Genomic DNA, 24,406 nt, shown 5'->3' with positions numbered 1-24,406 from the left:
ATGCCCTTCGTGTCGTGCGTCGTGCTGTCGTACCCTCGCCGGCCTGCCGCCGCGGCCCATACCTTACGTGACCGTAGGGTGATGTGAAACTCATCTGTGCGCCATTGCGAGCTTGGTGAGGGATGTCATAAGAAGCGCGGCCCACAGCGTTAGGGGGTCTATCGCTGTGGGCCGCGCTTCGTTAGCCGTGCATCAGCAATGGATGTGAGATCAGTTCTTCCCGAGCAGACCGCCCAGGACGCTGCCGAGGACGCCACCGGCGTTCTGGCCCATGGCCTTGCCGAGGATATCGCCCAGACCGCCCGCGCCGCCCTGGCCGCTGGTGGCCCCGCCGAGCAGGCCGCCGAGGATGTCGCCGAGGCCGCCGGCGCCGGCCGCGCTGGGTTGAGCGGCCGCTCCGTCGCCACCGCCGAGCATCTTCTTGCCGAGGTAGGCCAGCACGATCGGCGCGAGCATCGGGAGCAGCTTGCCCATCAGGTCCTGGCTGATGTTGCTGCCGCCGACATTGCCGAGCGCGTTGATCACGGTGTTCTTCTCGGCGCCGAACGTCTGGTCGACGATCTGGCTGCCGTTGGAGACATCCACCTGACTCATGTCGACGCCGTCGTCCAGTAGACCGAGCGGCTGGTTGGCGACCTCGTTCTCCAGATTCAGACCGACCTCGGGGTTGCCGGCCTGTGCCTGGAAACCGCCGAGCAGGACGGGCACGGCCGCGTCGACCGCGGTCTTGGCGGTGGCCTCGTCGACGCCGAGCTGTTCGGCGATCTGGGCGATAGGCACTCGAGAGAGCAGGTCATCGAAGGAAGTCATGAACTCCGCCTGTGGTGATGGATTCCCGGGAAAAGCCCTACCGCGGTCACGGTAGGTGAAAACCGGACAGATTGCTACAGATTCGCGGATGCGGCGAGGGCCCGGAACGGGTGCTCCGGGCCCTCGCACGGCTGTGCCCCCACCAGGGCTCGAACCTGGGACCTGCGGATTAAAAGTCCGTAGCTCTACCAACTGAGCTATAGGGGCGTGCGGGACGTCAGTTTAATAGGCGGGGCCCGCAAGTGTTAAACGAGTATCCGATTGCGCTCTGGCAGACGGTATTTGCGCAGGTCATGGTGTTGCCTCGGGTGCGCGGCGGGTCGGGGAGGGGCGCTCGTACGGCGCGAGGGGCGTGACGGGTTGTGCCGATGGTGTGACCGGCCGTGCCGATCGCCGGTGCTCGGGGAGCCGGGGCGGCGTGCGGGAGGGACGATGTGGCGCTGTGAGGGTGCGGACCGGTCGGTGCGTCACCGCGACGGGGCAGAGCCGGGGTGCCACGGGGGTCGGCGCGGAGTGTGGGCGGGGTGAGGTGACGGTGTGGTCCCGTCGTGCCCGGACGCGTCCGGGCGGCCGTTCGCGCTACCGCGGGCTCGGGTCGACCCTGGGCTCGGGCGGCCCCGGCAATCGCCTTGCCACTCAGTTTGTTTCGTGGCCCTGGAGTGTGAATATCATCCAATGGTGATGCGTGGCAAGCTTTTTGGGATGGAAAGAAGCGACCGTCCCGGACCGGTCCGAGCGCGGGGGTGGCGGCTCGGCGGTACCGCGGGCCGGGCGGCGTCGGCGCGTGTTTCCATGATCACCGGCACGAACTTCGGTGAGATATGGGCGAATTCGTCGTTTCGAACCAATCGTCCATACGATTGCTGGGGAATTGCGGTTTTCGAAAGGAGATGTGCTGGCTAACTGACTTTCCGGTACACGTCACGCTGGGTGTGCTTTCCGGGTACGGTGACCGACTGGTGAATTCCCGAGGAGCTGGGATTGCCCCGGCGGCACGGGATTCGGCCTATCGTTGATGTGCCCGAACGTGTCGCGACCGGCCCATCCGATCGCGGCTCCAACAGATGAAGCTGCGGGGAGGCGGACCAGGACGACGTGAACGCCCGGGTGCGCACTCCGGGGTGCACCGGGCGGGAAAAGCTATACCAGTTGGTGTGTTTCAAGTTTCTCGCGCTTTTTCGTACCAAAAGTTTGGTAATTCCGGGCGTAGCCCGATTTGAAGTATTTGAAAGACACGTAACTTCGCGTCGAGGCCGTACCGCGGTCGGCGACGGTTAGCTAGCTTCGGAGGCGTTTCGAGCATGGCACGGCAGCAAGAGCGGGCCCGCCGGACACGCGCGGCGATCATCAGGTCCGCCGCCGTTGAGTTCGGGAAGAGCGGCTATGCCGCTGCATCGCTCAACCGCATATTGGAAGGTTCCCGGGCGACCAAGGGGGCCATGTACTTTCACTTCGACTCCAAGGAGGACTTGGCGCGCGCGGTGCTGGAAGCGGCGGTCGACCGCTACCGGGCATCGACCGAAAGGTGGCTCACCCGAACCGATCTCGGTCCACTCGACGTGCTGCACGGCATGATCGACGAGATCGCGTTGCGGCTGGAGAACGACATCATCATCCAGGCCGAGTTCCGGCTCATCATCGAGCCGGAGTTCTATCGCGACATCCAGGCCGGCGGCGGCCGCATCCTCGGGCGCGCCATCCGGCAGCTCGCGGTCCGGGCCGCGGAGCACAAACAGCTGCGCCCGGATTCGGACCCGGACCGGTTCACCCGCACCCTGGCGGCGGCCCTCGCGGGTCAGCGCTACATCGCCGATGTGCTCACCGGCCCGGCCGATCTGCGAGCCCGGTTCGCCGAGGCGCTCGAGGTGATCGTCGACGCCACCGCGACACCGGAGTGGGCCGAGGAGTTCCGCCGCGTGGGCTGGCGGGTGTCCGCCCGGCTCGAAGATCTCAACTTGGGACTCTGACCAGCTGATTTGGGAATCACGCGGAGCCTGTCATAAGCTATCTCCGCTCCCAACGGAAGCCGTTGAGCAAACGGTCCGGAGAAATCCGGCGGGCCCCCTTCGTCTAGCGGCCTAGGACGCCGCCCTTTCAAGGCGGTAGCGCGGGTTCGAATCCCGTAGGGGGTACAACGATGGTGACATCGTTGTCGGAGCAAGTAGCAAGGCCCTGTGGCGCAGTTGGTTAGCGCGCCGCCCTGTCACGGCGGAGGTCGCGGGTTCGAGTCCCGTCAGGGTCGCAAGATCTTTTTGCGACAGCAAGAAGCGCACGAAACTTGGCATTCGAATCGGGTGCCTTTCGGCCAGGTAGCTCAGTTGGTACGAGCGTCCGCCTGAAAAGCGGAAGGTCGCCGGTTCAATCCCGGCTCTGGCCACTTCGATCGCAGGGAGCCCCTGCTCGCGGAACACGCGAGCCGGGGCTCCCTTCGTCTATCTTGTGGCGGCCGAGCCCCCACACCCCGGCCGGCGGGCTCCGCCCCCCGACCCCCCCTCCCGCGCTGGATCATTCCGAATCGTTCTGCCGTTGCGTGTTTTGTCGTATGCGGGTCCGATCTTGGTGGAATGCTTGATTGCATGGCCGAGGACAACCAGTGGTATTACTGCATCTCCCATCACAAGGCGGAGCAGGGGAAGTCCTGCTGGGTCGGTGACCGGATGGGCCCTTATCCGGATCAGGCGACAGCCGAGCGGGCGTTGGATATTGTGCGAGAGCGAAATCGGCGTGCCGACCAAGAGGACGACTGACGCCGGGGTGACGGGGGTGACGCGCCTACATGGTGCGATCACGAGGCACTCAGGTGGACCAGGTACGGTTTCGTAGCGAGAAGACGACCGATCGGGAGGGCGTACCTTGAAGGTCACCGTGGTGGTGCCGACCTACAACGAGCGGGAGAACCTGCCCGTTGCGGTGGAGCGGCTGACCGCACTGCCGGTGGAGGACCTGCATGTGCTGGTGGTGGACGACAATTCACCCGACGGCACCGGCGAGGTCGCGGACAAGCTGGCCGCCGATCTGCCGAACGTGGTGAGCGTGCTGCACCGGACGGAGAAGGACGGCCTGGGCCGCGCCTACATCGCCGGCATCACCAAGGCGCTCGACGAGGGCGCGGACGTGGTGATCCAGATGGACGCCGACCTGTCGCACCCGGCCGAGGTCATTCCCGCCATGCTCGAGAAGCTGCAGACCACCGACGCCGGCGTGGTGCTCGGATCCCGGTACGTCCCCGGCGGTTCCACCGCCGAGGAGTGGAAGTGGTACCGCAAGGCGCTCTCCGCCTGGGCCAACTTCTACGTCAACCTGATCCTGCGCCTGGGCGTGAAGGACGCCACGGCCGGGTTCAAGGCGTGGAAGGCCGACACGCTGCGCGCCATCGACGTGGCCTCGATCAAGTCGAACGGTTACTCGTTCCAGGTCGAGATGAACTACCGCACCGTCAGGAAGGGCATCTCCATCGCCGAGGTGCCGATCCGCTTCGAGGAGCGCACCAAGGGCGCCTCGAAGATGAGCCTCAAGGTGCAGCTCGAGTCCGCGGCCATGCCGTGGAAGCTGCTGTTCGGGCGGGCTGTCTAAGTTTCGGGCCAGTGGAGCAGGGTGTCGACGAACAATTGTCGGACCTGCTCCACTTCCGTATCCAGGCGGGCCGGGTCCCAGCCGCTGACATCGATCGGCGGTAGGACGGCCACGTCCACCACGCCCTTGCGGACGATCGCGGAGTTGCGCCAGGCGATCTCGCCGGCATTGCGGATCACCACCGGGATGATCGGCACGCCCGCCTGCATGGCGATGTGGAACGCGCCCTTCTTGAAGGCGCCGATCCGCGGGGTGAGGGAGCGGGTGCCCTCGGGGGCGATCACCACCGACAGTCCGCCGCGCAGGGTTTCGACCACCGGTTCCAACGCGGCCTTGGCGGCCTTGGTGTCGGCGCGGTCGATGAAGGTGACCTCCACGAACCGCATGAGGGGCCCGAAGACCGGGTTCTTGGTGATCTCGCGTTTGGCGATGCCGGTGAATCCGGTGCCCAGCACCTCGGCCAGCACCACGATGTCGAACTGGCTCTGGTGGTTGAAGATGAACACCGCCGGCCGGGGCGCGCGGGCGTGTTCGGCGCCGGTCACCCGTACCTTGACGCGAGTACCGCGCAGGGTCGAGTCGGCGGCGTGGGTCATCATCGAATCCGCCATCTGGCGGCGCTGTTTCGTGTGCGCCTTCGCGGCCACGCCGAACAGCGCGCCGCCCAGCAAACCCGTGAATCCGGCCAGGGTGCGGGCGTAGTCGGTGGCCTTGGGGGCCTGCCGGGGCCGGAAATGCAGGACCGGCCATTCCCTTTCGGCCGCCTCGAGCACGACCCGCGGGTCCGGGTTGACGGCCACCGGATGCCCGGCGGTCTGGAGCAGCGGCAGGTCGGCGGCGCTGTCGGCGTAGGCCCAGCTGCGGGTGAGGTCGATGTCGTGGGTGATGGCGAAGCGGCGCACGGCGTCGGCCTTGCCGTTGCGCCACAGCGTCTTTCCCTCCACGTGCCCGGTGAGCACGCCGTCCTGCACGGCCATGGTCGTGCTCAGCACGTGCGGGATGCCGAGTTCGGCGGCGACGGGTTCCACCTGGTAGCGGCTGATCGAGCTGATCAGGACCAGGGTGTGCCCGGCGGCCTCGTGTTCGCGGACCAGCCGCCAGGCCTCGGGGTAGATGTGCCCGTACACATTGCGCGCGAACACCTGCCGTCCGAGTTCGATCAGGTCGGCTTCGGGTACCCCGGCCCAGTCGTACATGGCCGATTGCAGGAAGCGTTCGTATTCGCCTTCGCTGCGGGCGCCGCGGATGCTGCCGAGCAGGCTGGCGGTGAGTGCGCCGCGGGCGCTGCCGCGGCGTAGCAGGCGGCGGGCGAGCGGGGGCGGGTTGAAGCCGTGCACGACGGTACCGCCGAAGTCGAAGATGGCGGCGACCTGCGGGCCCTGTGGTCCGGTGCGCACGGCCTCGAGGGCGGTGGCGAGATCCTGTGCGCCGATGGGCCGCTGGGTGACGCCGACGCCGGGTCGCAGGGGCGGGGTGGTGCGTCCCGCCGCGCGGCCCCGGACCCGGTGGGTCACAGCGCTTCCATCCGGTTGGACGGGTCGAGGGTGGCGGCCCGGGTGATGCGCTGCCCGATGGCGCGCAGTTCGGCGGCGAAGGCGCTGCGCCGGGCGGCCAGGTCGGCCGGATCGCCGGCGGGAGTGAGCAGACCGTGGTTGTCGGCGAGTTTGACCGCGCTGCCGAACAATTCCGAGGACACCGATTCGGGGCTGTGCAGGCGTTGTTGCAGCAGCATCTGTTTGCCGACCTGGAGGCATTCGTCGATGAGGGCCTTGCGGTCGACGGGGTCGACCGGGTCGCGGGCGGCGAGCCGTTCGGCCACCACCAGTTGCGCGTCGAAGAAGGAGCGCAGGACGCGGTGGGCCATCATGAAGCCGGAGTCGGCGAGCCGGGCCAGGATCTCGGAGCCGAGGGTGCCCGCGGCGGTGCGGTGATGCCATTCGGGGTCCACACGCAGCATCTCGGCGGTGAGCTGACTGGTGAATTCGGCTCGTTCGGGGAAGAAGAACTCGAATTTGAGCAGGTCGCGCAGCCGGTAGGCGGCGTCCCATCCGGCGCGCAGCTGGTCGCCTTCGGGGGCTTCGACGGCGGTGAGGACGGCGAGTTCGAGGATGGCGCGGTTGACGAACCAGTGCACGGCGCTGTTGCGGTAGAACGCGGCCTCCAGGTGCGCGCCCGCGTTGATGGCGTACACCGGTTCCAGTCCGGCCCGGTACACGGTGACGACGGTGGCGACGGCCAGCTGTTCGAGGACCACGGCGAGCCCGTGATCGTCGCGCAGCGTGTCGAGTTCGCCGGTCGGCAGGCCGCGGCTCTCGATGTAGCCGAGTACGGGCGCGATGGCGTTGCGGAGTTCGGGGCGGGTCAGCGCGCGTTCGTGGACGCCGAGCAGCACCAGGGTGGTGAGGGCGTTGACGGTGATCGGGGTGACCTCGTTGATGCCGACGGCGACCTCGAAGGCGAGCCGCTGCACGGCCAGCTGCTCGCGTTCGACGGCTTGTTCGGCGCCCGGATCCTGGTGTCCGGTCAGCGGATCCCCGTTGGCGGCCAGGCGGTCGCGGGCCGAGAGCGGGGTTCCGAAGCGCACGTACACGTGCCCGGCGGAGTGCTGCTGGTTGCGGACGTAGCGGGCCAGCCAGGTGAGGCCCTCGGGTTGTTTGCGGCCGCCGGTCTGTTCGTCGGCGATGGCCCCGATCTCGTTGAGCCGTTCGTAGGTGATGGAGACCGGCACCAGCATGACATCGTCGATGCGTTTCGAACGCAGCGCCGCCGCAAGGTAGTTCAGCAGTCCGTAGCGCGGCGGCCGGAGTTTCCCGGTGCGGGTGCGCCCGCCCTCGAAGTACCACTCCAGGTTGAAGCGTTTGGTGAGCAGGTAGGCGAAGTACTCCTCGACGACGGCCTTGTAGACCTCGTCGTCGCCGAAACTGCGGCGGATGAACACGGTTCCGGTGCGTCGGGCGATGGGCCCGATCGGCCAGAACTTCAGGTTGGCGCCGCCGACCACGTGGTTGGGCGGGAAGTCGTTGCGCGCCAGGATGTCCCCGAGCACGAAGGCGTCCACGTAGGAGCGGTGCGAGGGCAGGAAGACCAGCGGATAGCGCCGGTTGAGCGAGCGCAGCCGGTCGAGTCCGGTCTCGTCGGCGTCGACGTTCCAGGTGGAGGCGTGCACGGGTCGCATGGCCTGGGTGAACAGGTCGGAGACGAGGCGGCTCTGGGCGGCGACGAGTTCGCGCAGCCCCCGCTCGGCGCGGCGATAGACCTCGCGTGCCGGGAGTCCGGATTCCTCGGCGATGACGTCGAGCCGGCGCAGGAATTCGGGGGAGTCCAGGATCTCCTCGACCACCAGCCGCGGCACCTTGTACCGGTCGCCGATGACGGCGCGTTCGGCGCGTTCCAGGGCGACGATGCCCGCGCGCACGATGGCCCGACCGAAAGCGTCGGGCACGATGGCGGATCCGGGGTTGTTGGCGCGCAGCTCGCTGAGCCGGGCGGGCTGTCCGGTGAGGATCAGGTGCCGGTCGGGGGCCCTGCCGATGAGCCGCCGCTGCATGAGCCGGTGCGGTTTGCGTGGGTTGGACATGGTCAGCAGGTCGCTGAAGGTGGTGCGGCGCACGCCGTCTCGTTCGGGCGGCAGCCACAGCACGCGGACCGGCACCACCAGCGGGTCGTCGGCCCGTCCGACGAGGCGGTCGGTGACGGCGGCGGGGTCGAGGTCGATCTGGGTGACGGGGGCGGAGGTGCCGAACTCCTGGGTGATGCCGCCTTCGGCGAGCCAGCCCCCGATGAGTTCGCGTTCCACGCGGGAGGCGGCGTCGACCAGGGCGACCACGGATTGCGGGGCGGTGAGCGCGGCTTCGGGGAGCCGGCTGTCATGATCGAGCATCTTCGTTCCCTCCGCATGAGCCGCTGCGATCCATTGAAGCCCAAACCGGGGCGGTGGGACGGGAGGTCAGGCAATTCGCCGGTCCGAACCGGGGTTTCGCCGTGTTGCGCGGCGGTGGTGACGGACGTCGCGATGCGGGCCTCCCACGAATGGAAAGGTAATGCTAACCTCACTCACCGAGTTAGGTAAGCATAACCTTGGAGGTCTGGTGTCGGTCGCTGACGAACGGGTACGGCTCGAGGGGGAGCAGCGGTGGGGAGAGTACGTCACCGATCCGGTCGCGGCCGTCACCGCGCTGGCGGCGGCGGATCGCTTCGGTGAGTACGTGGTCTACGAACGGCCCGGCGAATGGGTCTTCGCCGCCGACCCGCTGGGCGGCGTCGAGCTGGACGCGGGCGAACTGCGGGTGAGCTGGGGCGGACAGGCCACCGCGGGATCGTGGTCGGGCAATCCGGCACAGGTCCTGGACCGCGCGCTGGCCGGGCTGCCCCTGGAGGGCCGCAACGCCTTCGGCTGGGTCGGCTTCGAGTTCTGCGCCTGGTCGCTGGGCGCGACCGAACACGTGCACCCGCGGGCCACCCTGGCGCACTTGATGATTCCGCGCATCGAGGTCCGTATCGACGCCACCGGCGTGCGGGTGTCGGGCGCGACGCCCGCCGAGACCGGCGACATCCACGAGCTGATCGCCGCCGCCCAGGACACCGCGCTGCCCGTCGCGCACCCCGTGGACGTCACCCCGGACCCGACCGGCTATCAGGACCGGGTCGCCGCGGGCGTGGCCGAGATCCGGGACGGCAAGTACCAGAAGGTGATTCTGTCCCGGAAGGTCGATCTGCCCTTCGCGGTCGACATCCCCGCCACCTACCGCCTGGGCCGTGCGAACAACACTCCGGCGCGCTCGTTCCTGCTGCGGCTGGGCGGCCTGGAGGCCGCGGGCTTCAGCCCGGAACTGGTGGCGGCCGTGGACCGCGACCGGGTGGTCACCACCGAGCCGCTGGCCGGGACCCGCGCCTTCGGCCGCGGTGACGACATCGATCTGGCCGCCCGCGCCGACCTGGTGCGCGACCCGAAGGAGATCGTCGAGCACGCCATCTCGGTGCAAACCTCCTTCGCCGAGATCGCCGCGGTCGCCGAGCCGGACACCACCGCGGTCTCCGACTTCATGGCGGTCCGCGAGCGCGGCAGCGTGCAGCACCTGGCCTCCACCGTGCGCGGGCGGCTGGCCGCCGACCGCAGCCCGTGGGACGCGCTGGAGACGCTGTTCCCGTCCGTCACCGCCTCCGGCATCCCCAAGGCCGAGGGAGTGGACGCGGTGTTCCGTCTCGACCACGATCCGCGCGGCCTGTATTCCGGTGCGGTGGTGACGGTTTCCCCCGACGGCGCGCTGGAGGCGACGCTGGTGCTGCGCGCGGTCTACCAGTCCGGCGCCGGCGCGTGGCTGCGCGCGGGCGCGGGCGTGGTCGGGCAGTCGCGGCCGGAGCGGGAGTTCGAGGAGACCTGCGAGAAGCTGGGCAGCGTCGCGCCGTACGTGGTGCGGGCCTGACCCCCGAACCGGATATCCGAGATTCAGATCGGGAATTCGACATCCGTCAACCGCTCGGACAGCTCCCAGAGCTGCCGGGCGGTTTTCTCGTCGTGCGAGGCGGTATTGGAGCCGACCCGGGTCGGGTGGCCGCGCCAGTTGAACCGATCCGGCCCGTAGTAGGCGCCGGGTTCGACGTCGGCGGTGGCCGCGTACAGGGTCGGCAGCGCGCCCATGGCGGCGCTCTGCGCGATCAGCCGGTTGCCGAGGCCGACCAGCTGTTCGAGCACGTTCTGGGTCTCGGAGCTGATCTCGGTGGCGGCGTAGCCGGGGTGCGCGGCGACCGCCAGCTTGGCCGATCCGGTGACCGTGAGCCGCCGCTGGAGTTCGTAGGTGAACAGCAGCATGGCGAGTTTGGATTGCGCGTACGCGCCGAACCGGGAGTAGGCGCGCCGCTCCCAGTTCAGGTCCTCCAGGTCGATGCGCCCGATCAGATGGGTGAGGCTGGAGGTGTTGACCACGCGCTCCGAGATCCGGTCCAGCAGTAGGCCGGTCAGCGCGAAGTGGCCGAGATAGTTGGTGCCGATCTGCAATTCGAAGCCGTCGGCGGTGGCCCGCTGGGGCACCGCCATCACGCCCGCGTTGTTGATGAGCACGTCGGCCCGGTCGACGGTGTCGGCGAAGGCGCGAACGGAGGCCAGGTCGGCCAGATCGAGGGCGCGGATGTGCACGTCCCCGGGCATGGTGGCGGCCACCGTCCGCGCCTTGATCTCGTTGCGGCAGGCCATGATCACGCGCGCTCCGGCGGCGGCCAGGGCGCGCGCGGTGGCCTCGCCCAGGCCGCTGGTCGCTCCGGTGACGATGACGATCCGGTCACTCTGGTCAGGAATATCCGATTCGTTCCACCCACCCATAGGAGAACTCTATGACGGAACGGCTCTCAGCGCGCGGCGAGGGCCTTCTTGTCGATCTTGCCGACCGCCGTCACGGGCAGGGAATCGTTCTGCCGCAACACATCCGGGAGTTTGTAGGTGGCCAGCCCCCGCTCGGTGAGGAAGGTCTTGACGGCGGCCAGGGACGGCAGTTCACCCTCGGTCACCAGGAATACGCCGACCTTCTCGCCCAGGGCCGCGTCGGGCAGGCCCACGGCGGCCGCGTGCCGGACACCCGGGTAGGCGAGCAGGTGCTCCTCGAGTTCGTCGCAGGAGATGTTCTCGCCGCCGCGGTTGATCACGTCCTTGATCCGGCCGGACACGATCAGGTGGCCGCTGGGCAGGCGGCGCACCAGGTCGCCGCTGCGGTAGAAGCCGTCGGGGGTGAAGGCGCGGGCATTGTGCTCGGGGGCGCGGTAGTAGCCGCGCAGCGTGTAGGGGCCGCGGGTGAGCAGTTCGCCCTCCTCGCCGGCGGCGACGTCCCGGCCGTGCTCGTCCACCACCCGCACCTCGTCGGCGGGCGCGAGCGGGCGGCCCTGCGTGGTGCACACCAAGTCGGTGGAATCCTCGGCGCGGGTGTAGTTGAGCAGGCCCTCGGCCATGCCGAACACCTGCTGCAGGCGGCAGTCCAGGGCGGGGGTGACCTCGCGGGCGTTCACCTCGGCCAGTTTCGCGCCGCCGACCTGGAGCAGCCGCAGCGAGGACAGGTCGGCGTCCTCCCATTCGACTGCCGCGCACCATAATTGGGCCAGCGGCGGCACCACGGCGGTGACGGTCACCCGGTGGCGTTCGATGGCGGCGAAGGCGCTCTCCGGGCTGGGGTCGGTGACGAAGGCCATGGCCCCGCCGGTGGCGACGGCGCCGAGCACGCCGGGGCAGGCGAGCGGGAAGTTGTGGGCGACGGGCAGGGTCGCGAGGTAGACGTCGTCGGGGCCGAGTTCGCAGACCGCGGCGCTGGCGGTGGCGTTGTAGACGTAGTCGTCGTGGGTGCGGGCGATCAGCTTGGGCAGCCCGGTGGTGCCGCCGGACACCAGCATGAGCGCGATGTCGGAGGCGTCCACCTCGGGCAGCGAATCACCGTCGGCGGGAATCGAATCCAGGTCGGTGAACGGCCCGGGATCGCCGAGGATCAGGATGTGGCGCAGGTCCGGGAGCTGTGAGCGGACCTCGGCGGCCAGGGCGCGGTAGTCGAAGTCGCCGAGCCGGTCGGCCGCGACGTAGGCGACCGCGCCGGAAAGCCGGGCCAGATGCTCGATTTCGGCGCGGCGGTGCGCGGGCAGGGTGAGCACCGGGATGATTCCGGCGCGCAGCAGGCCGAACAGCAGCGGCGGGAACGCGGGGGTGTTGGGCAGCTGGACCACCACGCGGTCGCCGGATTCGATGCCGAGCTTCAGGAGGCCGTGCGCCATCCGGTCGGCGGCGCGGTCGAGGTCGGCGTAGGTGGCCGGGGCGCGGCCGGGCTCGTCGCTCAGCAGCGCGGGTCGCGTGGGCCACCGCCGGGCGGCGTCGCGCAGGAGTTCCCCGAGCGGGCGGCCCGCCCAGTAGCCCTCGCGCCGGTACCGCTCGGCGAGGTCGGCGGGGAAGGCGACGAATCCGTCGTGGTGGCCCGTGGCGGCGGGTGCGGTCGTTGTCACGGCTCTGACCTCTTGCTGGTAAGGGTGTCCTTGCATAGGTTAGGCAACCCTATCTCAATGGGCTACGCTTCTGCCCATCGATCCCGTCGAACAAGGAGTACCAGCGGAATGGAGTCACCCCAGGGGCCGTCGGCGAACATCGGCCGGGACGAGATCCGCGCCGCCATCGCGGGACACCTCGGTCTCGAACCGGCCGATATCGCCGACCACGACGACCTCATCCAGCTCGGCCTCGACTCCATCCGCACCATGAAACTCGCGGGCGCCTGGCGCAAGCGCGGCCTGGCCGTGAACTTCGCCCAGCTCGCCGCCGAGCCCACGGTCGCCGCCTGGCACGCACTGCTGAGCGGGACCGGTGAGGAGAGCACGGCGGCGGCGAATCACGAGGCCGCACAGACCGATTCGGCTCAGGATCCGAGCGGCGAGCTCGCCGCGGTCGGTGTCGTGGCGGCCGATGACCTCGCCACCGGCGTCGACGACGGCGCCCCGTTCGCGCTCGCGCCGATGCAGCACGCGTACTGGATCGGGCGGTCCGACAGCCAGCAACTCGGCGCGGTCGCCGCCCACCTCTACGTCGAATTCGACGGGGCCGGTGTCGATCCCGCCCGCCTCGGCGCGGCGGTCGAGGCGCTGGTGCGGCGGCATCCGATGCTGCGCACCCGGTTCCTGCCCGACGGCACCCAGCAGACCCTGGAACGCCCCGGCCGGGACGTCTGGAGCGTCACCGACCTGCGCGACGCCGCGCCCGAGGTGGCGGAACGGGCGCTGGAGGAGCTGCGGGACCGCCGGACCCACCAGCTGATGGCCGTCGAGGACGGCCAGGTCGTCGACATCGCGCTGACCCTGCTGCCGGCGGGCCGCACCCGGCTGCACCTGGACGTGGACATGCTCGCGGCCGACGCCATGAGTTACCGCATCCTGGTCGGGGACCTGGCGCGCCTGTACCACGGTGAGCAGTTGTCGCCGCAGGACTACACCTTCCGCGAGTACCTGGCCGAACACGCCGGTCCCGCACCGGAACATGCCGCCGACCGCGCGTGGTGGCAGGCCCGCCTGCCCGAGCTGCCGGGCGCGCCGGAACTGCCGCGCGCCGCCGAGGCCGCGGTGGCGGAGCCGGGGGAGCGGGCGGCGCGGACCGTGCGGTTGCACCGCTGGCTGTCGCCGGAGGCCAAGGGCCGCATGTTCGCCGCGGCGCACGCCCGCGGCATCACTCCGGCCATGGCCTTGGCCTCGGTGTTCGCCGAGAGCATCGGCGGCTGGTCGGCGCAGCGCCGGTTCCTGCTGAATCTGCCGCTGTTCCACCGGGAGCCGGTGCATCCGCAGGTGGACGGCGTGGTCGGCGACTTCACCTCCTCGGTGTTGCTGGAGGTGGATGTCACCGAGCCGGCTACCGTCACCGAGCGCGCCCGGGCGCTGCAGCGCGAATTGCACGCCGCCGGGGCGCATTCCGGCTACACCGGTCTGGAGGTGCTGCGCGATCTGGGCCGCCTGCGCGCCGAACCGGTGCTGGCCCCGATCGTCTACACCAGCGCCATCAACCTGGGCGAACTGTTCGCCGACCGGGTCACCGACACCTTCGGCGACCCGGTCTGGATCATCTCGCAGGGTCCGCAGGTGCTGCTCGACGCGCAGGTCACCGAGGTTCGCGGCGGCCTGCTGCTGAACTGGGACGTCCGCTCCGACGCCTTCCCCCCGGCCATGGTCGAGACCATGTTCACCCGCTACATCGACGCCGTCCTGCGCCTCGCGGGCAGTGACGAGCCCGGGCCGGACGCCGATGCCGCACCCGCGACCGCCGGTTTCGGCGGCGCGGGATGGGACGCCGAGGCGGCAGTGCGGATTCCCGTGGCGCAGGCGGTGGTTCGAGCCCAGGTGAACGCCACCGACGGCCCGGTCAGCGGCCGCGCCCTGCACAGCGGCCTGTTCGACAACGCCGCCGCGAACCCGGACGCTCCGGCGATCGTCTGGGAGTCCGACCGCGTCGATGTGCCGGGCGGGGCGGGCGCGGCGGCGGACGGCCGCGAATCGGGCGCTGTCGCAAGTGTTCTCACGTATCGCGAGCTGGCCGCGCAGGCGCTCGCGGTGGCGGGCGCGCTGCGGGCGGTGGGCGTCCGGCCGGGCGACGCGGTCGCCGTGCAGTTGCCGAAGGGCCCGGATCAGATCCTGGCTATCGTCGGCGTGCTGGCCGCCGGAGCCGTGTACGTGCCGATCGGTTTCGACCAACCCGACCGGCGGCGCGCCGAGATCCTGCGCACCGGCGCGGTCGTCGCGGCGGTGACCGCCGGCGGCGAGGTGCCCGGGCTGCCGACCGTGGCGTTGCGCGCGGCGCGGGAGTACCCGGAGCCGTTGGCGCAGGCCGTGATCCCGGATCCGGAGGACATCGCCTATGTGCTGTTCACCTCCGGCTCCACCGGGCGGCCGAAGGGTGTGGAGGTGCCGCACCGGGCGGCCATGAACACCATCGACGACCTGAACGAACGCTTCGGGATCGGTGTGGATGATCGGGCGCTGGCCCTGTCGGCGCTCGAATTCGACCTGTCCGTCTACGACATCTTCGGTCTGCTGAGCGCCGGAGGCGCGGTGATCGCGCTGGATGAGGGACAGCGCGCGGAGCCGGGCCGCTGGGTGGAACTCATCCGCCGCCACCGGGTGTCGGTGCTGAACTGCGTCCCCAGCCTGCTGGACATGACGCTGGAGGCCGCGGCCGGGAAACCTGTGGACAGTGTGCGCACGGTGATCCTGGGCGGCGACTGGGTCGATGTGGCGCTGCCGGGCCGCCTCGCCGCGGTGGCTCCCGGCTGCCGGTTCGCCGGGCTGGGCGGGGCCACCGAGACGGCCATCCACTCCACGATCCGCGAGGTCGTGAACGCCGAGGTGCCGCCGGAGTGGTCGGCCGTCCCGTACGGCACTCCGCTGCGCAATGTGCGCTGCCGGGTGGTCGGCCCGTCCGGTCAGGACTGCCCCGACTGGGTGACGGGTGAACTGTGGATCGGCGGCGCGGGTGTGGCCGCCGGGTATCGCGGGGATCCGGAGCGCACCGCCGACCGGTTCGTCACCCACGACGGCCTGAACTGGTACCGCACCGGCGATCTGGCCCGCTACCTGCCCGATGGCTGCCTGGAATTCCTGGGCCGCGCCGACCATCAGGTCAAGATCCGCGGCTACCGGGTGGAACTCGGCGAGGTGGAGAGCGTGCTGCGCGGCCTGCCGGGCGTGCGGCACGCCATCGCCGCCGTGGTGGGCGCGGCCGCGCCGAAGCTGGCCGCCGTCCTGGTGGCCGACGACGGCGTCGCCCTGGATGTCCCGGTGCTGTTGGAGGCGGCCGCGAATCTGTTGCCCGCCTACATGATTCCGGATCGGGTGGAGACGCTCGCCGAGCTGCCCTTCACCTCGAACGGCAAACCGGATCGCAAGGCCATCGCCGGGCTGCTGGCCGAGGGCGAGCGGGCGGGCGAATTCGTCGTGCCCCGAACCGATGTCGAGCGCGCCGTGGCCGACATCATCGCGTCGGTGCTGGGCCGTGGGACCGTCGGTGTGACCGACGACTTCTTCGCCCTGGGCGGCGATTCGGTGCTGGCCACCGCGGTCATCGCCCGCGTGCGGGACTGGCTGGACTCCCCGGACACGGTGGTCGCCGACTTCTTCGCGGCCCGCACGGTCGAGGGGCTGACCGCGCGGCTGCTGGAGCGGGAACGCTGGGCCGGCGCCACCGGCCGGCTCGACGGCGTGGCCCGCCTCTACCTGGAGGTGGCCGCCATGTCCGACGACGAGGTGCTCGCCCTGTCCTGAGAAGCGTGATCCCCGCGCCCTTGCCGGAGGGCGCGGGGATCGGCGGCAGGTCTCTCAGTGCGCGGGCGGCAGAGTGGAGCCGTCCTTCAGGATGCCGAGATCGTGCAGCAGCCCAGGCTGCTCGTGATGTGGTACTTCAGGAGTCCGGCGCAGACCAGCGTCACCACCCACCAGGCCGCCGGTACGGACCGGCGGGAGCCCTGTTTCCAGATCAGGACCAGAATGCCCAGCAAACCCGCGAGCATCAGCGTGTCCATGGTCGCGGCCGCTACCGCTCACCCAGGTCAAAGGGATGAATAGGATACGGACGCGCCGCGCTCGGCGACCGCTCGGGACGGTCGGCAAATCCCGCGTCCGGGAACGGTTCACGCCGACATCGGACGTGCGCGCCTCCGCGCACCTAGACTCGACCCCGTGAGCGGCTGGGACATCTCCGACATCCCCGATCAAGCGGGCCGGACCTTCATCGTCACCGGGGCCAACAGCGGGCTGGGCGCGGCCACCGCGCGAGCGCTCGCCGGCGCGGGCGCAAAGGTGATCATGGCGTGCCGCAATGAGGTGAAGGCGAGAGCGGTGGCCGATCGGATCGGCCCGAACGCCCAGGTGCGCCGCCTGGACCTGGCCGACCTCGCCTCCGTGCACGAGTTCGCCGACTCGGTCGACGGCGCGGATGTGCTGATCAACAACGCGGGCGTGATGGCGGTGCCGCTCAAGCGCACCGCCGAGGGCTTCGAAATGCAGATCGGCACAAACCATCTCGGCCATTTCGCGCTGACCGGGCTGCTGCTGGACAAGATCCGCGACCGGGTGGTCACGCTGTCCTCGGGCATGCACGCCATCGGCCGCATCGACCTCGAGGACCTGGACTGGGAGCGGCGCAGCTATCAGCGCTGGGCCGCCTACGGCCAGTCCAAGCTCGCCAACCTGATGTTCGCGCGGGAACTGCAGCGCCGCCTGACCGCCGCCGGATCGGCGAAGCTGTCGGTGGCCGCGCACCCCGGCTATGCCGCCACCGACCTGCAGGGGCACACCGAGTCGATCTACGACACCCTGATGTCGATCGGCAACCGGCTGTTCGCGCAGAGCGCCGAGATGGGCGCGCTGCCAACGCTGTTCGCCGCCACCGCCGAGGTCGAGCCGGGCGGCTTCTACGGGCCCACCGGGCTGCGCGGCATGCGCGGCTACCCCGGTCCCAGCCCATCCAGCGCCGCCTCCAAGGACGAGGTGACCGCGCGGCGGCTGTGGGAGCTGTCCGAGCAGCTGACCAAGGTCAGCTATCCGTTCGTGCGCCGCTGAACCGAAATCCGGGAGCATCGCTGAGCCGAAAGGCGGGGTTGGTGAGCATTCCATTCGATCGACGGGATCAACTCGACAAGATCCAGCAGGGGTTGATGCAGGGCGAGCAGATCCTCGCCGTGTACGACGCCATCGGGGTGGGCACCGGATTCCTGGGGCTCACCGACCGGCGGGTCATCATCCAGGACAACTCGTTCGTGGGTAAGAAGATCGCGATCACGTCCATCCCCTACGCGCGGATCTCGAGCGTGAGCATCCTGACCAACAAGTCGTTCGCGGGCCAGTTCTTCTCGTCGGGGCACATCGCCATCAGCACCGGGCACCACACCTACGAGGTGGAGTTCCGCGGCGACGACAAGACGCGGCACGTGCACGACGTGATCCTGCACTACATCCTGCACTGACCCGGCGCCGACCATGGGCATCCCATGAGGTGGGATGCCCATCCCAGCGACCGTGGCGTACGCCACACGCACGAAAAGGGATCTCTGGTACAGTCCCTGGCATGCAGCGTCAGTATTTCTGGTTTAGCCAGCCGGCCCCGGGTGGGTCGTGCGGCGTGACCTCGCGCTGACATCCTCCACCCCGAGCCGGACGAAATCAGACCGGCTCCAAGGGGTTTCGCAATTCTCCGTGGGTCGGCCTGGGACAAGGAAAACCACCCATGACCACCACCGCCGATCTCGACCGGCATGCCGATCTCGATGACCAGCGCACTCTCAGCGTCAGCCCGCTGAGCTCGCCGCGCGAGGTCCGTGCCGCCCACCCGATCGACGACACCCTCGCCGACACCGTGCGCGCCGGTCGCAAGGCCACCGTCGACGTGCTCGACGGCGCCGATGACCGCCTCATGGTGATCGTCGGCCCGTGTTCGGTGCACGATCCCGAAGCCGCCATGGACTACGCCCGTCGCCTGGCCGCCAAGGCCGCCGAACTGGACGACCGCCTGCACGTGGTGATGCGCGTCTACTTCGAGAAGCCGCGCACCACGCTGGGCTGGAAGGGCCTGATCAACGACCCGCACCTGGACGGCAGCTTCGACATCAACACCGGTCTGGACCTGGGCCGCCGTCTGCTGGTCGACATCACCGCGCTCGGCCTGCCGGTGGCGTGCGAGTTCCTGGACCCGATCACCCCGCAGTACATCGCCGACCTGGTCGCCTACGGCGCGATCGGCGCCCGCACCGCCGCCAGCCAGGTGCACCGGCAGCTGTCCTCGGCGCTGTCCATGCCGGTCGGCATCAAGAACGGCACCGACGGCGACGTGCAGGTCGCGGTGGACGGCGTGCGCGCCGCGGCAGCCTCCCATGTGTTCCCCGGCACCGACCTGGACGGGCGTTCGGCGCTCATCCGCACCGCCGGCAACCCGGACTGCCACGTCATCCTGCGCGGCGGCTCCAACGGCCCCAACTTCGACGCCGCCTCCTGCTCGGAAGCCCTGCTGCGCCTGGAGAAGTCGTCGCTACCCCAGCGCCTGGTGGTGGACGCCTCGCACGGCAACTCCAACAAGGACCACAACAAGCAGGTCGACGTGGTCACCGATCTGGCCGAGCGGATCGCGGGCGGCGAGGACACCGTGGTCGGCCTGATGATGGAGTCCTTCATCGTCGCCGGTCGCCAGGACCTCACCCTCGGCAAGTCGGAGGACCTCACCTACGGCCAGTCCATCACCGACGCCTGCATCGACTGGGACACCACGGTCGCCCAGCTGGAGCGCCTCGCCGACGCGGTCGCCCAGCGCCGCGCGGCCCGCGCGTAGGTCCCCGATCCGATAGACCCGCACCCGGGCGCGGCGAGTTCGCCTCGCGCCGAACGCTTCCGGCGTGCACACTGAGTTCGGCGCACACCCAGTCCGGCGGGTGTGCGCCGAACGCTTTTCGGGGGTATGGCCAGGTCAGAGGTCTGTGGGCCAGTGCGGGCTCGGGGTGTCCGGATCGGTGCGCAGCCGCCCCGCCACCCAGATGTCGCGGCGGACACCGCGTTGCGTGCCGCCGCCGCGGATCAGGCCCTCGTAGTGCATGCCGATGCGGCGGGCCACGGCCGCGGACGGATGGTTTCCGGTGAAGGCCCGCCACTCCAGGCGCTCGAAGCCCAGCGTCTCGGGATCCAGTCCGGCGGCCGCGACCAGCCGCGCCGACCGGGTCATCACGCCCGCGCCGCGGGCGGTGGGGGTGAGCCAGAAGCCGATCTCGGCGGTCTCGTCGTCGCGGCGGGGGTAGAGCGGGCTCAGGCCGATCATGCCGACCACCGGGCCGTCGGCCGCCCCGCGCACCGCCCAGGTGGGGCTGCGGGCGGCCCAGCCGGGGCCGACGATGTCATAGATGAACTTCTCCGCGTCGGCGCGGTGGTAGGGGACCGGCATGGTGGTCCACGCGCCGATCGAGGGCTCCTGGCACAGGGCGGTGATGGCATCGATGTCGGAGACGGCGGGCGGCGACAACCAGACCGTGCCGTCGGAGAGGAATTCCGCGTCCATGCGGTCATGCTGTCACGGAATCGGGCATGGGCGGCCGGTAATTCGCGGTGACCGCCCGCGAGGCTGTCGGTGCCCGGCCGTAGGATCGGAGAGATGGTGGCGGTTCTCCTGGCCGACTTGTTCGAAACGCATCGGCCGCATCTGGTCTCGGTGGCCTACCGGCTCACCGGGAGCGTGAGCGACGCCGAGGACGCCGTGCAGGAGAGCTGGTTGCGGCTCGCCGCGGCCCGCCAATCCGAGATCCACGACCTGCGCGCCTGGCTCACCACCGTGGTCAGCCGCCTCTGCCTGGATCGGCTGCGCAGCGCGGCGGTGCGCCGCGAAACCTATGTGGGGCAATGGCTCCCGGAACCGGTGGTCACCGCGGTGACGCCGTCCAGCACTCCCGATCCGCTGGCCGCGGTGATGCGCAAACAGGAGTTCCGGTTCGCCGCCCTCGTGGTGCTGGACACGCTGACCCCGCCACAGCGGGTGGCTTTCGTTCTGCACGACGGCTTCTCGGTGCCGTTCACCGAGATCGCCGACATTCTGGACGTTTCCGTGGACGCCGCGCGGCAGCTCGCCACCCGGGCCCGGAAAGCGGTGGCGGACGCGCCGGAACCGGCCGCCGACGCCGAGCACGAGGCCGCGGTGCGGGCTCTGCTGGACGCGCTGGCCAGCGGGAACGTCGACGCCGTGGTGGCGGCGCTGCATCCGGACGTGCGCACCGTCGGCGACGGCGGCGGCAAGGTGTCCACCGCGATCAATGTGGTTGCCGGCGTGGACAAGAACGTGCGTCTGTGGCTGGGGCTGTGGCGCAGGTTCATGCTGGTCGGCGCGGGCGGCGGCCCCGGCGATCCCGCGCCCGGCCGGGAACTCGAACCGGTCCTGGTCAATGGGCAGCACGGCATCCTCGCGCACTCGATCCCGGCCCGGGACGGCAATGCGGGCAATCCGCGGCGGGTGTACGCGTTCACCGTGCGCGACGGCAAGGTGTGGGGCGTCTACGACGTGGTGAACCCGGACAAACTGAGCGGCATCCGGCTCCCGCGCTGACCTGGCTGTGCGGTGAATCACGGCCGTCGGCCGTTCTCGGCGATGGATTAGGCTCCGGACATGCCACGTATTCCGACCGTCGCCCGTCTGCAGCCGTTCGCGTCGACGATCTTCGCCGAGATGACCGAGCTGGCCGTTCGCCACGGCGCGGTCAACCTCGGCCAGGGCTTCCCGGACAGCGACGGCCCCGCGGGCATGCTCGAGGTGGCGCGGCAGGCCATCGCCGACGGCTTCAACCAGTACCCGCCCGGCCGCGGCGTGCCCGCGCTGCGGCAGGCCATCGCCGCCGACCGCGCCCGCCGCTACGGCACCCACTACGACCCCGACAGCCAGGTGCTGGTCACCGTCGGCGCCACCGAGGCGATCGCGGCGACCGTGCTCGGCCTGGTCGAACCCGGCGACGACGTGGTGCTCATCGAGCCCTACTACGACTCCTACGCGGCGGCCATCGCCCTGGCCGGAGCGCGGCGCCGCACCGCCCGGCTGGTGCCCGACGGCGACGGCTTCGCCCTCGACCTGGACAGCCTGCGCGCCGCCATCACCCCGAAAACCCGGCTGCTGCTGGTGAATTCGCCGCACAATCCGACCGGCACCGTGCTCTCGCGCGCCGATCTCACCGCCATCGCCGAACTCGCCATCGAACACGACCTGTACGTCATGTCCGACGAGGCGTACGAGCACCTCTGCTATGACGGGCACGAGCACATCAGCCTGTCCACGTTGCCCGGCATGTTCGAGCGCACCATCGTGATCTCCAGTGCCGCCAAGACTTTCAGCGTCACCGGCTGGAAGATCGGCTGGGCCTGCGCGCCCGCCCCGCTGCTGGACGCGGTGCTGGCCGCCAAGCAGTTCCTCACCTTCGTCGGCGGCGGCCCCTTCCAGCCCGCCGTCGCCCACGCCCTGAACAACGAGCAGCAGTGGGTGGCCGCGCTGCGCGACACCCTCGCCGAGAAGCGACTCCGCCTCTCCGCCGCGCTGTCCGAGGCCGGTTTCGGCGTGAAGCGCAGTGACGGCACCTATTTCGTGTGCGCCGACATCACCCCGCTCGGCAAGCGCGGGGAGGCGGAGCGGTCCGACGCCTACGCCTTCTGCCGCGAACTGCCCGAGCGCCTCGGCGTGGCCGCGGTGCCGGTCAGCGTCTTCGCCGATGACAAGGCCGCGTGGAACCACCTGGTGCGCTTCACCTTCTGCAAGAAGGAGGAGACCATCGCCGAGGGCGTGCGCCGCCTCCGGGCCGGACACCAGGCCGAAGCGGTGCGCTGACCCGGACCCCGGTGGCCTCTGCTCGGGGGTCCAGTCGGTGGTGAGTGGACCGCGACAGCGGACCGATGCGGCCGGAGAATCGGTCGCATGATCGAAGCGAGTGCGGTTCTGGGCGTGGCCGCCGCGGCGCTGGGGCTGGTGCTCACGCCGGGGCCGAACATGATGTACCTGGTGTCGCGGACCGTGTCGCAGGGGCGGCGGGCCGGACTCGTGTCGCTGGGCGGGGTGGTGGTCGGATTCGGGGTGTATCTGGCCGCCGCGACGGCCGGGATCACCGCGGTCTTCGCCATGGTGCCCGCGCTGTACCTGACGTTGAAGGTCGCGGGCGCGCTGTACCTGGTCCACCTGGCCTGGAAGACCTTGCGGCCGGGCGGGGCCGGGCTGTTCGCGCCGACCGAGCTGCCCGCCGATCCGGCCCGGCGGCTGTTCACGATGGGGCTGGTCACCAATCTGCTCAACCCCAAGATCGCCATCCTCTACATGGCGCTGATCCCGCAGTTCGTGGTGCCGGCGCACGGGCGGGTCTGGTTGCAGAGCCTGTCGCTGGGCGCGGTGCAGATCGCCATCGCGGTCACCGTGAACGCCCTGATCGTGCTGAGCGCGGGCGCGGTCTCGACCTTCCTGGCGCGGCGGCCACTGTGGCTGCGGGCGCAGCGGTACGTCACCGGGTCGGTGCTCGGCGGTATGGCCGCGCTGGTCCTCTCGGACCGGACGCGCCCGGTCCCGGCCTGATCAGGCGCGCAGCGGGCCGGGATAGAGGAACTCGTCGGCCGGACGGTCGGTGCGGTCCAGCCAGGCGGCCAGGAACCCGGTGAGATCGACCGGCGAGCGCGACTGCAGGAAGGTCCGGAACTCCGGCATGGACGCGTTGCCGTACCGGTGCGCCATGACGAAATCACGCACTGCTCCGAAGAACGCGGCATCGCCCATGGTCCGGCGCAGCGCGTGCAGGAACAGCGGACCCCGGTAGTAGACCGCGGTGAATTCGTTGTCCTGGCCCGGGTTCTGGAGCGCGATCTCCCAGAACTTCGGATTGTCATGGTATTTCGTGACGGTGTCGCGGTACTCGGCGTCGACGTCCTTGCCGTCCTTGTGTTCCGGCCACAGGTAGTCGGCGGTGTAGCTGGCGAAGCACTCGTTCAGGCAGATGTCGGACCACTGCTTCACCGACATGGAATCGCCCCACCACTGGTGGGCGATCTCATGCACCACGGTGCTCAGATCGGTCCAGGGCGCGTAGATCGGGCGCGACTGCGTCTCCAGCGAGAACTGGAGTCCGGTGTCGACGTAGAGGCCGCCCGCGGTGTCGAACGGGTACGGGCCGTACAGCTCCTCCTGGAAGTCCAGGATCTCGGGCAGCCGCGTCTCCAGGTCCCGGCCCTTGCCCGCGCTCGGCGCGAAGGCGCTCAGCAGCGGAGTTCCATTGGCGCGCCGCTGGTCCAGGAATTCGAACCGGTCGACGGCGACCGTGGTCAGGTAACCGACCACCGGCTGACGCATCTCCCAGGACACGGTCCGGTTCGCGCCCTGCACGGTGTCGGACACCTTGTCGCCGATCGACATCACCTCCCACTCCTGCGGCACCGTGGCGTGCAGGGTGAAGGTCGCCTTGTCCAGGGGCGTGTCGTTGAGCGGATACCAGCTGCTCGCCGAATGCGGTTCACCCGCCACGAACGCGCCGCCGCTGGGCGAGAACACCCAGCCCTCGCCCTCGGTGCCGGTCACCTCGCCCGCGTACTCCACCCGCACGGTGAACGGCAGGCCCGGGAGCAGCGGGATCAGCGGGGTGACGGACAGTTCGTGCTCGCCGTTGCGGTCGAACCAGGCGGGCAGGTTGTTGACGGTCACCTTGGACACCGCCGGGCCGCTGTAGTCGAGGTTGAACACCCGCAGCGCCTGGGTCGCCACCGCGTCGACGCGGGTGTCCCCGGTCAGCTGATGCGTCGGCGGGTCATAGGAAATGATGACGTCGTAGTGTCCGACGTCGTAGCCGCCATTGCCGTCCAGCGGGTAGTACGGATCGCCCGCGCCGGGCGCGCCCGTGAGCGGGTCGCTCGAATCCGCTTGCGCGGGAGCCGCGTTCGCGCCCAGCAGCAGTACCGCCCCCACTGTCAGGTACCGCCAGTTCCGAAGCATCCGCTCCAGCCGCCCTTTCCACACACCTACGAGTGCCGACGAGCTGATGCTAATCGGCTC

At 69.9% G+C, this 24,406-nt stretch carries 19 protein-coding genes and 4 tRNA genes; 14 read left to right on the top strand and 9 right to left on the bottom strand.

Annotation, left to right across the window (positions count from 1 at the left end; all coding sequences use genetic code 11):
• Positions 1-210: 210 nt before the first annotated feature.
• Both ACFV4K_RS05120 and ACFV4K_RS05115 read right to left on the bottom strand, forming a co-directional pair.
• Positions 211-810 carry a DUF937 domain-containing protein gene (locus tag ACFV4K_RS05120; RefSeq protein WP_379272205.1) on the bottom strand — a complete coding sequence of 200 codons (600 nt, stop codon included), beginning with the start codon at positions 808-810 and terminating at the stop codon, positions 211-213.
• A gap of 134 nt (positions 811-944) precedes the next feature.
• Positions 945-1,017: transfer RNA gene (locus tag ACFV4K_RS05115), tRNA-Lys, on the bottom strand.
• A 1,094-nt stretch (positions 1,018-2,111) separates the two neighbouring features.
• Here ACFV4K_RS05115 and ACFV4K_RS05110 point away from each other — a divergent pair.
• The 6 genes from ACFV4K_RS05110 (at position 2,112) to ACFV4K_RS05085 (ending at position 4,383) form a co-directional block, all read left to right on the top strand.
• Positions 2,112-2,777: a TetR/AcrR family transcriptional regulator gene (locus ACFV4K_RS05110; RefSeq protein ID WP_357089553.1), complete on the top strand. Its 666-nt coding sequence runs from the start codon at positions 2,112-2,114 to the stop codon at positions 2,775-2,777.
• Positions 2,778-2,869: 92 nt separating this feature from the next.
• Positions 2,870-2,942, top strand: a tRNA-Glu gene (locus ACFV4K_RS05105).
• A gap of 36 nt (positions 2,943-2,978) precedes the next feature.
• Positions 2,979-3,052, top strand: a tRNA-Asp gene (locus ACFV4K_RS05100).
• A gap of 61 nt (positions 3,053-3,113) precedes the next feature.
• Positions 3,114-3,187, top strand: a tRNA-Phe gene (locus tag ACFV4K_RS05095).
• A gap of 199 nt (positions 3,188-3,386) precedes the next feature.
• Positions 3,387-3,557 carry a hypothetical protein gene (locus ACFV4K_RS05090; RefSeq protein ID WP_357089550.1) on the top strand — a complete coding sequence of 57 codons (171 nt, stop codon included), beginning with the start codon at positions 3,387-3,389 and terminating at the stop codon, positions 3,555-3,557.
• A gap of 124 nt (positions 3,558-3,681) precedes the next feature.
• Positions 3,682-4,383 carry a polyprenol monophosphomannose synthase gene (locus ACFV4K_RS05085; RefSeq protein WP_379272235.1) on the top strand — a complete coding sequence of 234 codons (702 nt, stop codon included), beginning with the start codon at positions 3,682-3,684 and terminating at the stop codon, positions 4,381-4,383.
• Here the strand turns inward: ACFV4K_RS05085 and ACFV4K_RS05080 are convergent.
• Positions 4,380-5,897, bottom strand: a complete 1,518-nt coding sequence (locus ACFV4K_RS05080) for an HAD-IB family hydrolase (protein WP_379272203.1) — start codon at positions 5,895-5,897, stop codon at positions 4,380-4,382. The two genes, ACFV4K_RS05085 and ACFV4K_RS05080, sit on opposite strands and share 4 nt — an antisense overlap.
• Complete coding sequence (locus ACFV4K_RS05075; RefSeq protein WP_379272201.1) at positions 5,894-8,263, bottom strand: glycerol-3-phosphate 1-O-acyltransferase; 2,370 nt, start codon at positions 8,261-8,263, stop codon at positions 5,894-5,896. The genes ACFV4K_RS05080 and ACFV4K_RS05075 overlap by 4 nt, the downstream gene beginning before the upstream one ends.
• Positions 8,264-8,423: 160 nt before the next feature.
• Between ACFV4K_RS05075 and ACFV4K_RS05070 the strand changes: the two genes are divergently transcribed.
• Positions 8,424-9,806 (top strand): salicylate synthase, encoded by a 1,383-nt coding sequence (locus ACFV4K_RS05070; protein WP_379272199.1) that lies wholly within the window; start codon positions 8,424-8,426, stop codon positions 9,804-9,806.
• 23 nt (positions 9,807-9,829) lie between these two features.
• Here the strand turns inward: ACFV4K_RS05070 and ACFV4K_RS05065 are convergent, their stop codons facing one another.
• On the bottom strand, positions 9,830-10,699 hold the full coding sequence (locus tag ACFV4K_RS05065; protein ID WP_379272198.1) for an oxidoreductase: 870 nt from the start codon (positions 10,697-10,699) through the stop codon (positions 9,830-9,832).
• Positions 10,700-10,725: 26 nt separating this feature from the next.
• Positions 10,726-12,351: a (2,3-dihydroxybenzoyl)adenylate synthase gene (locus tag ACFV4K_RS05060; protein ID WP_379272196.1), complete on the bottom strand. Its 1,626-nt coding sequence runs from the start codon at positions 12,349-12,351 to the stop codon at positions 10,726-10,728.
• 108 nt (positions 12,352-12,459) lie between these two features.
• Here ACFV4K_RS05060 and ACFV4K_RS05055 point away from each other — a divergent pair, with 108 nt between their 5' ends.
• Complete coding sequence (locus ACFV4K_RS05055; protein WP_379272194.1) at positions 12,460-16,140, top strand: amino acid adenylation domain-containing protein; 3,681 nt, start codon at positions 12,460-12,462, stop codon at positions 16,138-16,140.
• Between the two features lie 86 nt (positions 16,141-16,226).
• Here ACFV4K_RS05055 and ACFV4K_RS05050 read toward each other — a convergent pair whose 3' ends face one another.
• On the bottom strand, positions 16,227-16,397 hold the full coding sequence (locus ACFV4K_RS05050) for a DUF5993 family protein (RefSeq protein ID WP_379272192.1): 171 nt from the start codon (positions 16,395-16,397) through the stop codon (positions 16,227-16,229).
• A 157-nt stretch (positions 16,398-16,554) separates the two neighbouring features.
• Here ACFV4K_RS05050 and ACFV4K_RS05045 point away from each other — a divergent pair, with 157 nt between their 5' ends.
• The 3 genes from ACFV4K_RS05045 to ACFV4K_RS05035 all read left to right on the top strand — a co-directional run bounded on the left by ACFV4K_RS05045 (position 16,555) and on the right by ACFV4K_RS05035 (position 19,195).
• Positions 16,555-17,436 (top strand): oxidoreductase, encoded by an 882-nt coding sequence (locus ACFV4K_RS05045; RefSeq protein WP_357282613.1) that lies wholly within the window; start codon positions 16,555-16,557, stop codon positions 17,434-17,436.
• A gap of 41 nt (positions 17,437-17,477) precedes the next feature.
• Positions 17,478-17,840: a PH domain-containing protein gene (locus ACFV4K_RS05040; protein WP_357089527.1), complete on the top strand. Its 363-nt coding sequence runs from the start codon at positions 17,478-17,480 to the stop codon at positions 17,838-17,840.
• 260 nt (positions 17,841-18,100) lie between these two features.
• Complete coding sequence (locus ACFV4K_RS05035; protein ID WP_379272191.1) at positions 18,101-19,195, top strand: 3-deoxy-7-phosphoheptulonate synthase; 1,095 nt, start codon at positions 18,101-18,103, stop codon at positions 19,193-19,195.
• Between the two features lie 135 nt (positions 19,196-19,330).
• On the opposite strand, the gene ACFV4K_RS05030 is transcribed toward ACFV4K_RS05035, so the two are convergent.
• A complete protein-coding gene (locus ACFV4K_RS05030) occupies positions 19,331-19,912 on the bottom strand; it encodes a GNAT family N-acetyltransferase (protein WP_379272190.1) in 582 nt (193 codons plus the stop codon).
• A gap of 93 nt (positions 19,913-20,005) precedes the next feature.
• Between ACFV4K_RS05030 and sigJ the strand changes: the two genes are divergently transcribed.
• The 3 genes from sigJ to ACFV4K_RS05015 all read left to right on the top strand — a co-directional run bounded on the left by sigJ (position 20,006) and on the right by ACFV4K_RS05015 (position 22,942).
• Complete coding sequence (gene sigJ, locus ACFV4K_RS05025; protein ID WP_379272188.1) at positions 20,006-20,947, top strand: RNA polymerase sigma factor SigJ; 942 nt, start codon at positions 20,006-20,008, stop codon at positions 20,945-20,947.
• A 60-nt stretch (positions 20,948-21,007) separates the two neighbouring features.
• Positions 21,008-22,210 (top strand): pyridoxal phosphate-dependent aminotransferase, encoded by a 1,203-nt coding sequence (locus ACFV4K_RS05020; RefSeq protein WP_379272186.1) that lies wholly within the window; start codon positions 21,008-21,010, stop codon positions 22,208-22,210.
• Between the two features lie 87 nt (positions 22,211-22,297).
• Positions 22,298-22,942, top strand: a complete 645-nt coding sequence (locus ACFV4K_RS05015; protein ID WP_379272185.1) for a LysE family translocator — start codon at positions 22,298-22,300, stop codon at positions 22,940-22,942.
• Here ACFV4K_RS05015 and ACFV4K_RS05010 read toward each other — a convergent pair whose 3' ends face one another.
• Positions 22,943-24,346, bottom strand: a complete 1,404-nt coding sequence (locus ACFV4K_RS05010; RefSeq protein WP_379272183.1) for a M1 family metallopeptidase — start codon at positions 24,344-24,346, stop codon at positions 22,943-22,945.
• Positions 24,347-24,406: the final 60 nt, after the last annotated feature.

The organism is Nocardia sp. NPDC059764, from assembly GCF_042732555.1.
Taxonomy (GTDB): Bacteria; Actinomycetota; Actinomycetes; order Mycobacteriales; family Mycobacteriaceae; genus Nocardia.
The sequence above is the reverse complement of the archived record's forward strand: the minus strand, read 5'-3'. Positions and strand labels throughout refer to the sequence as shown.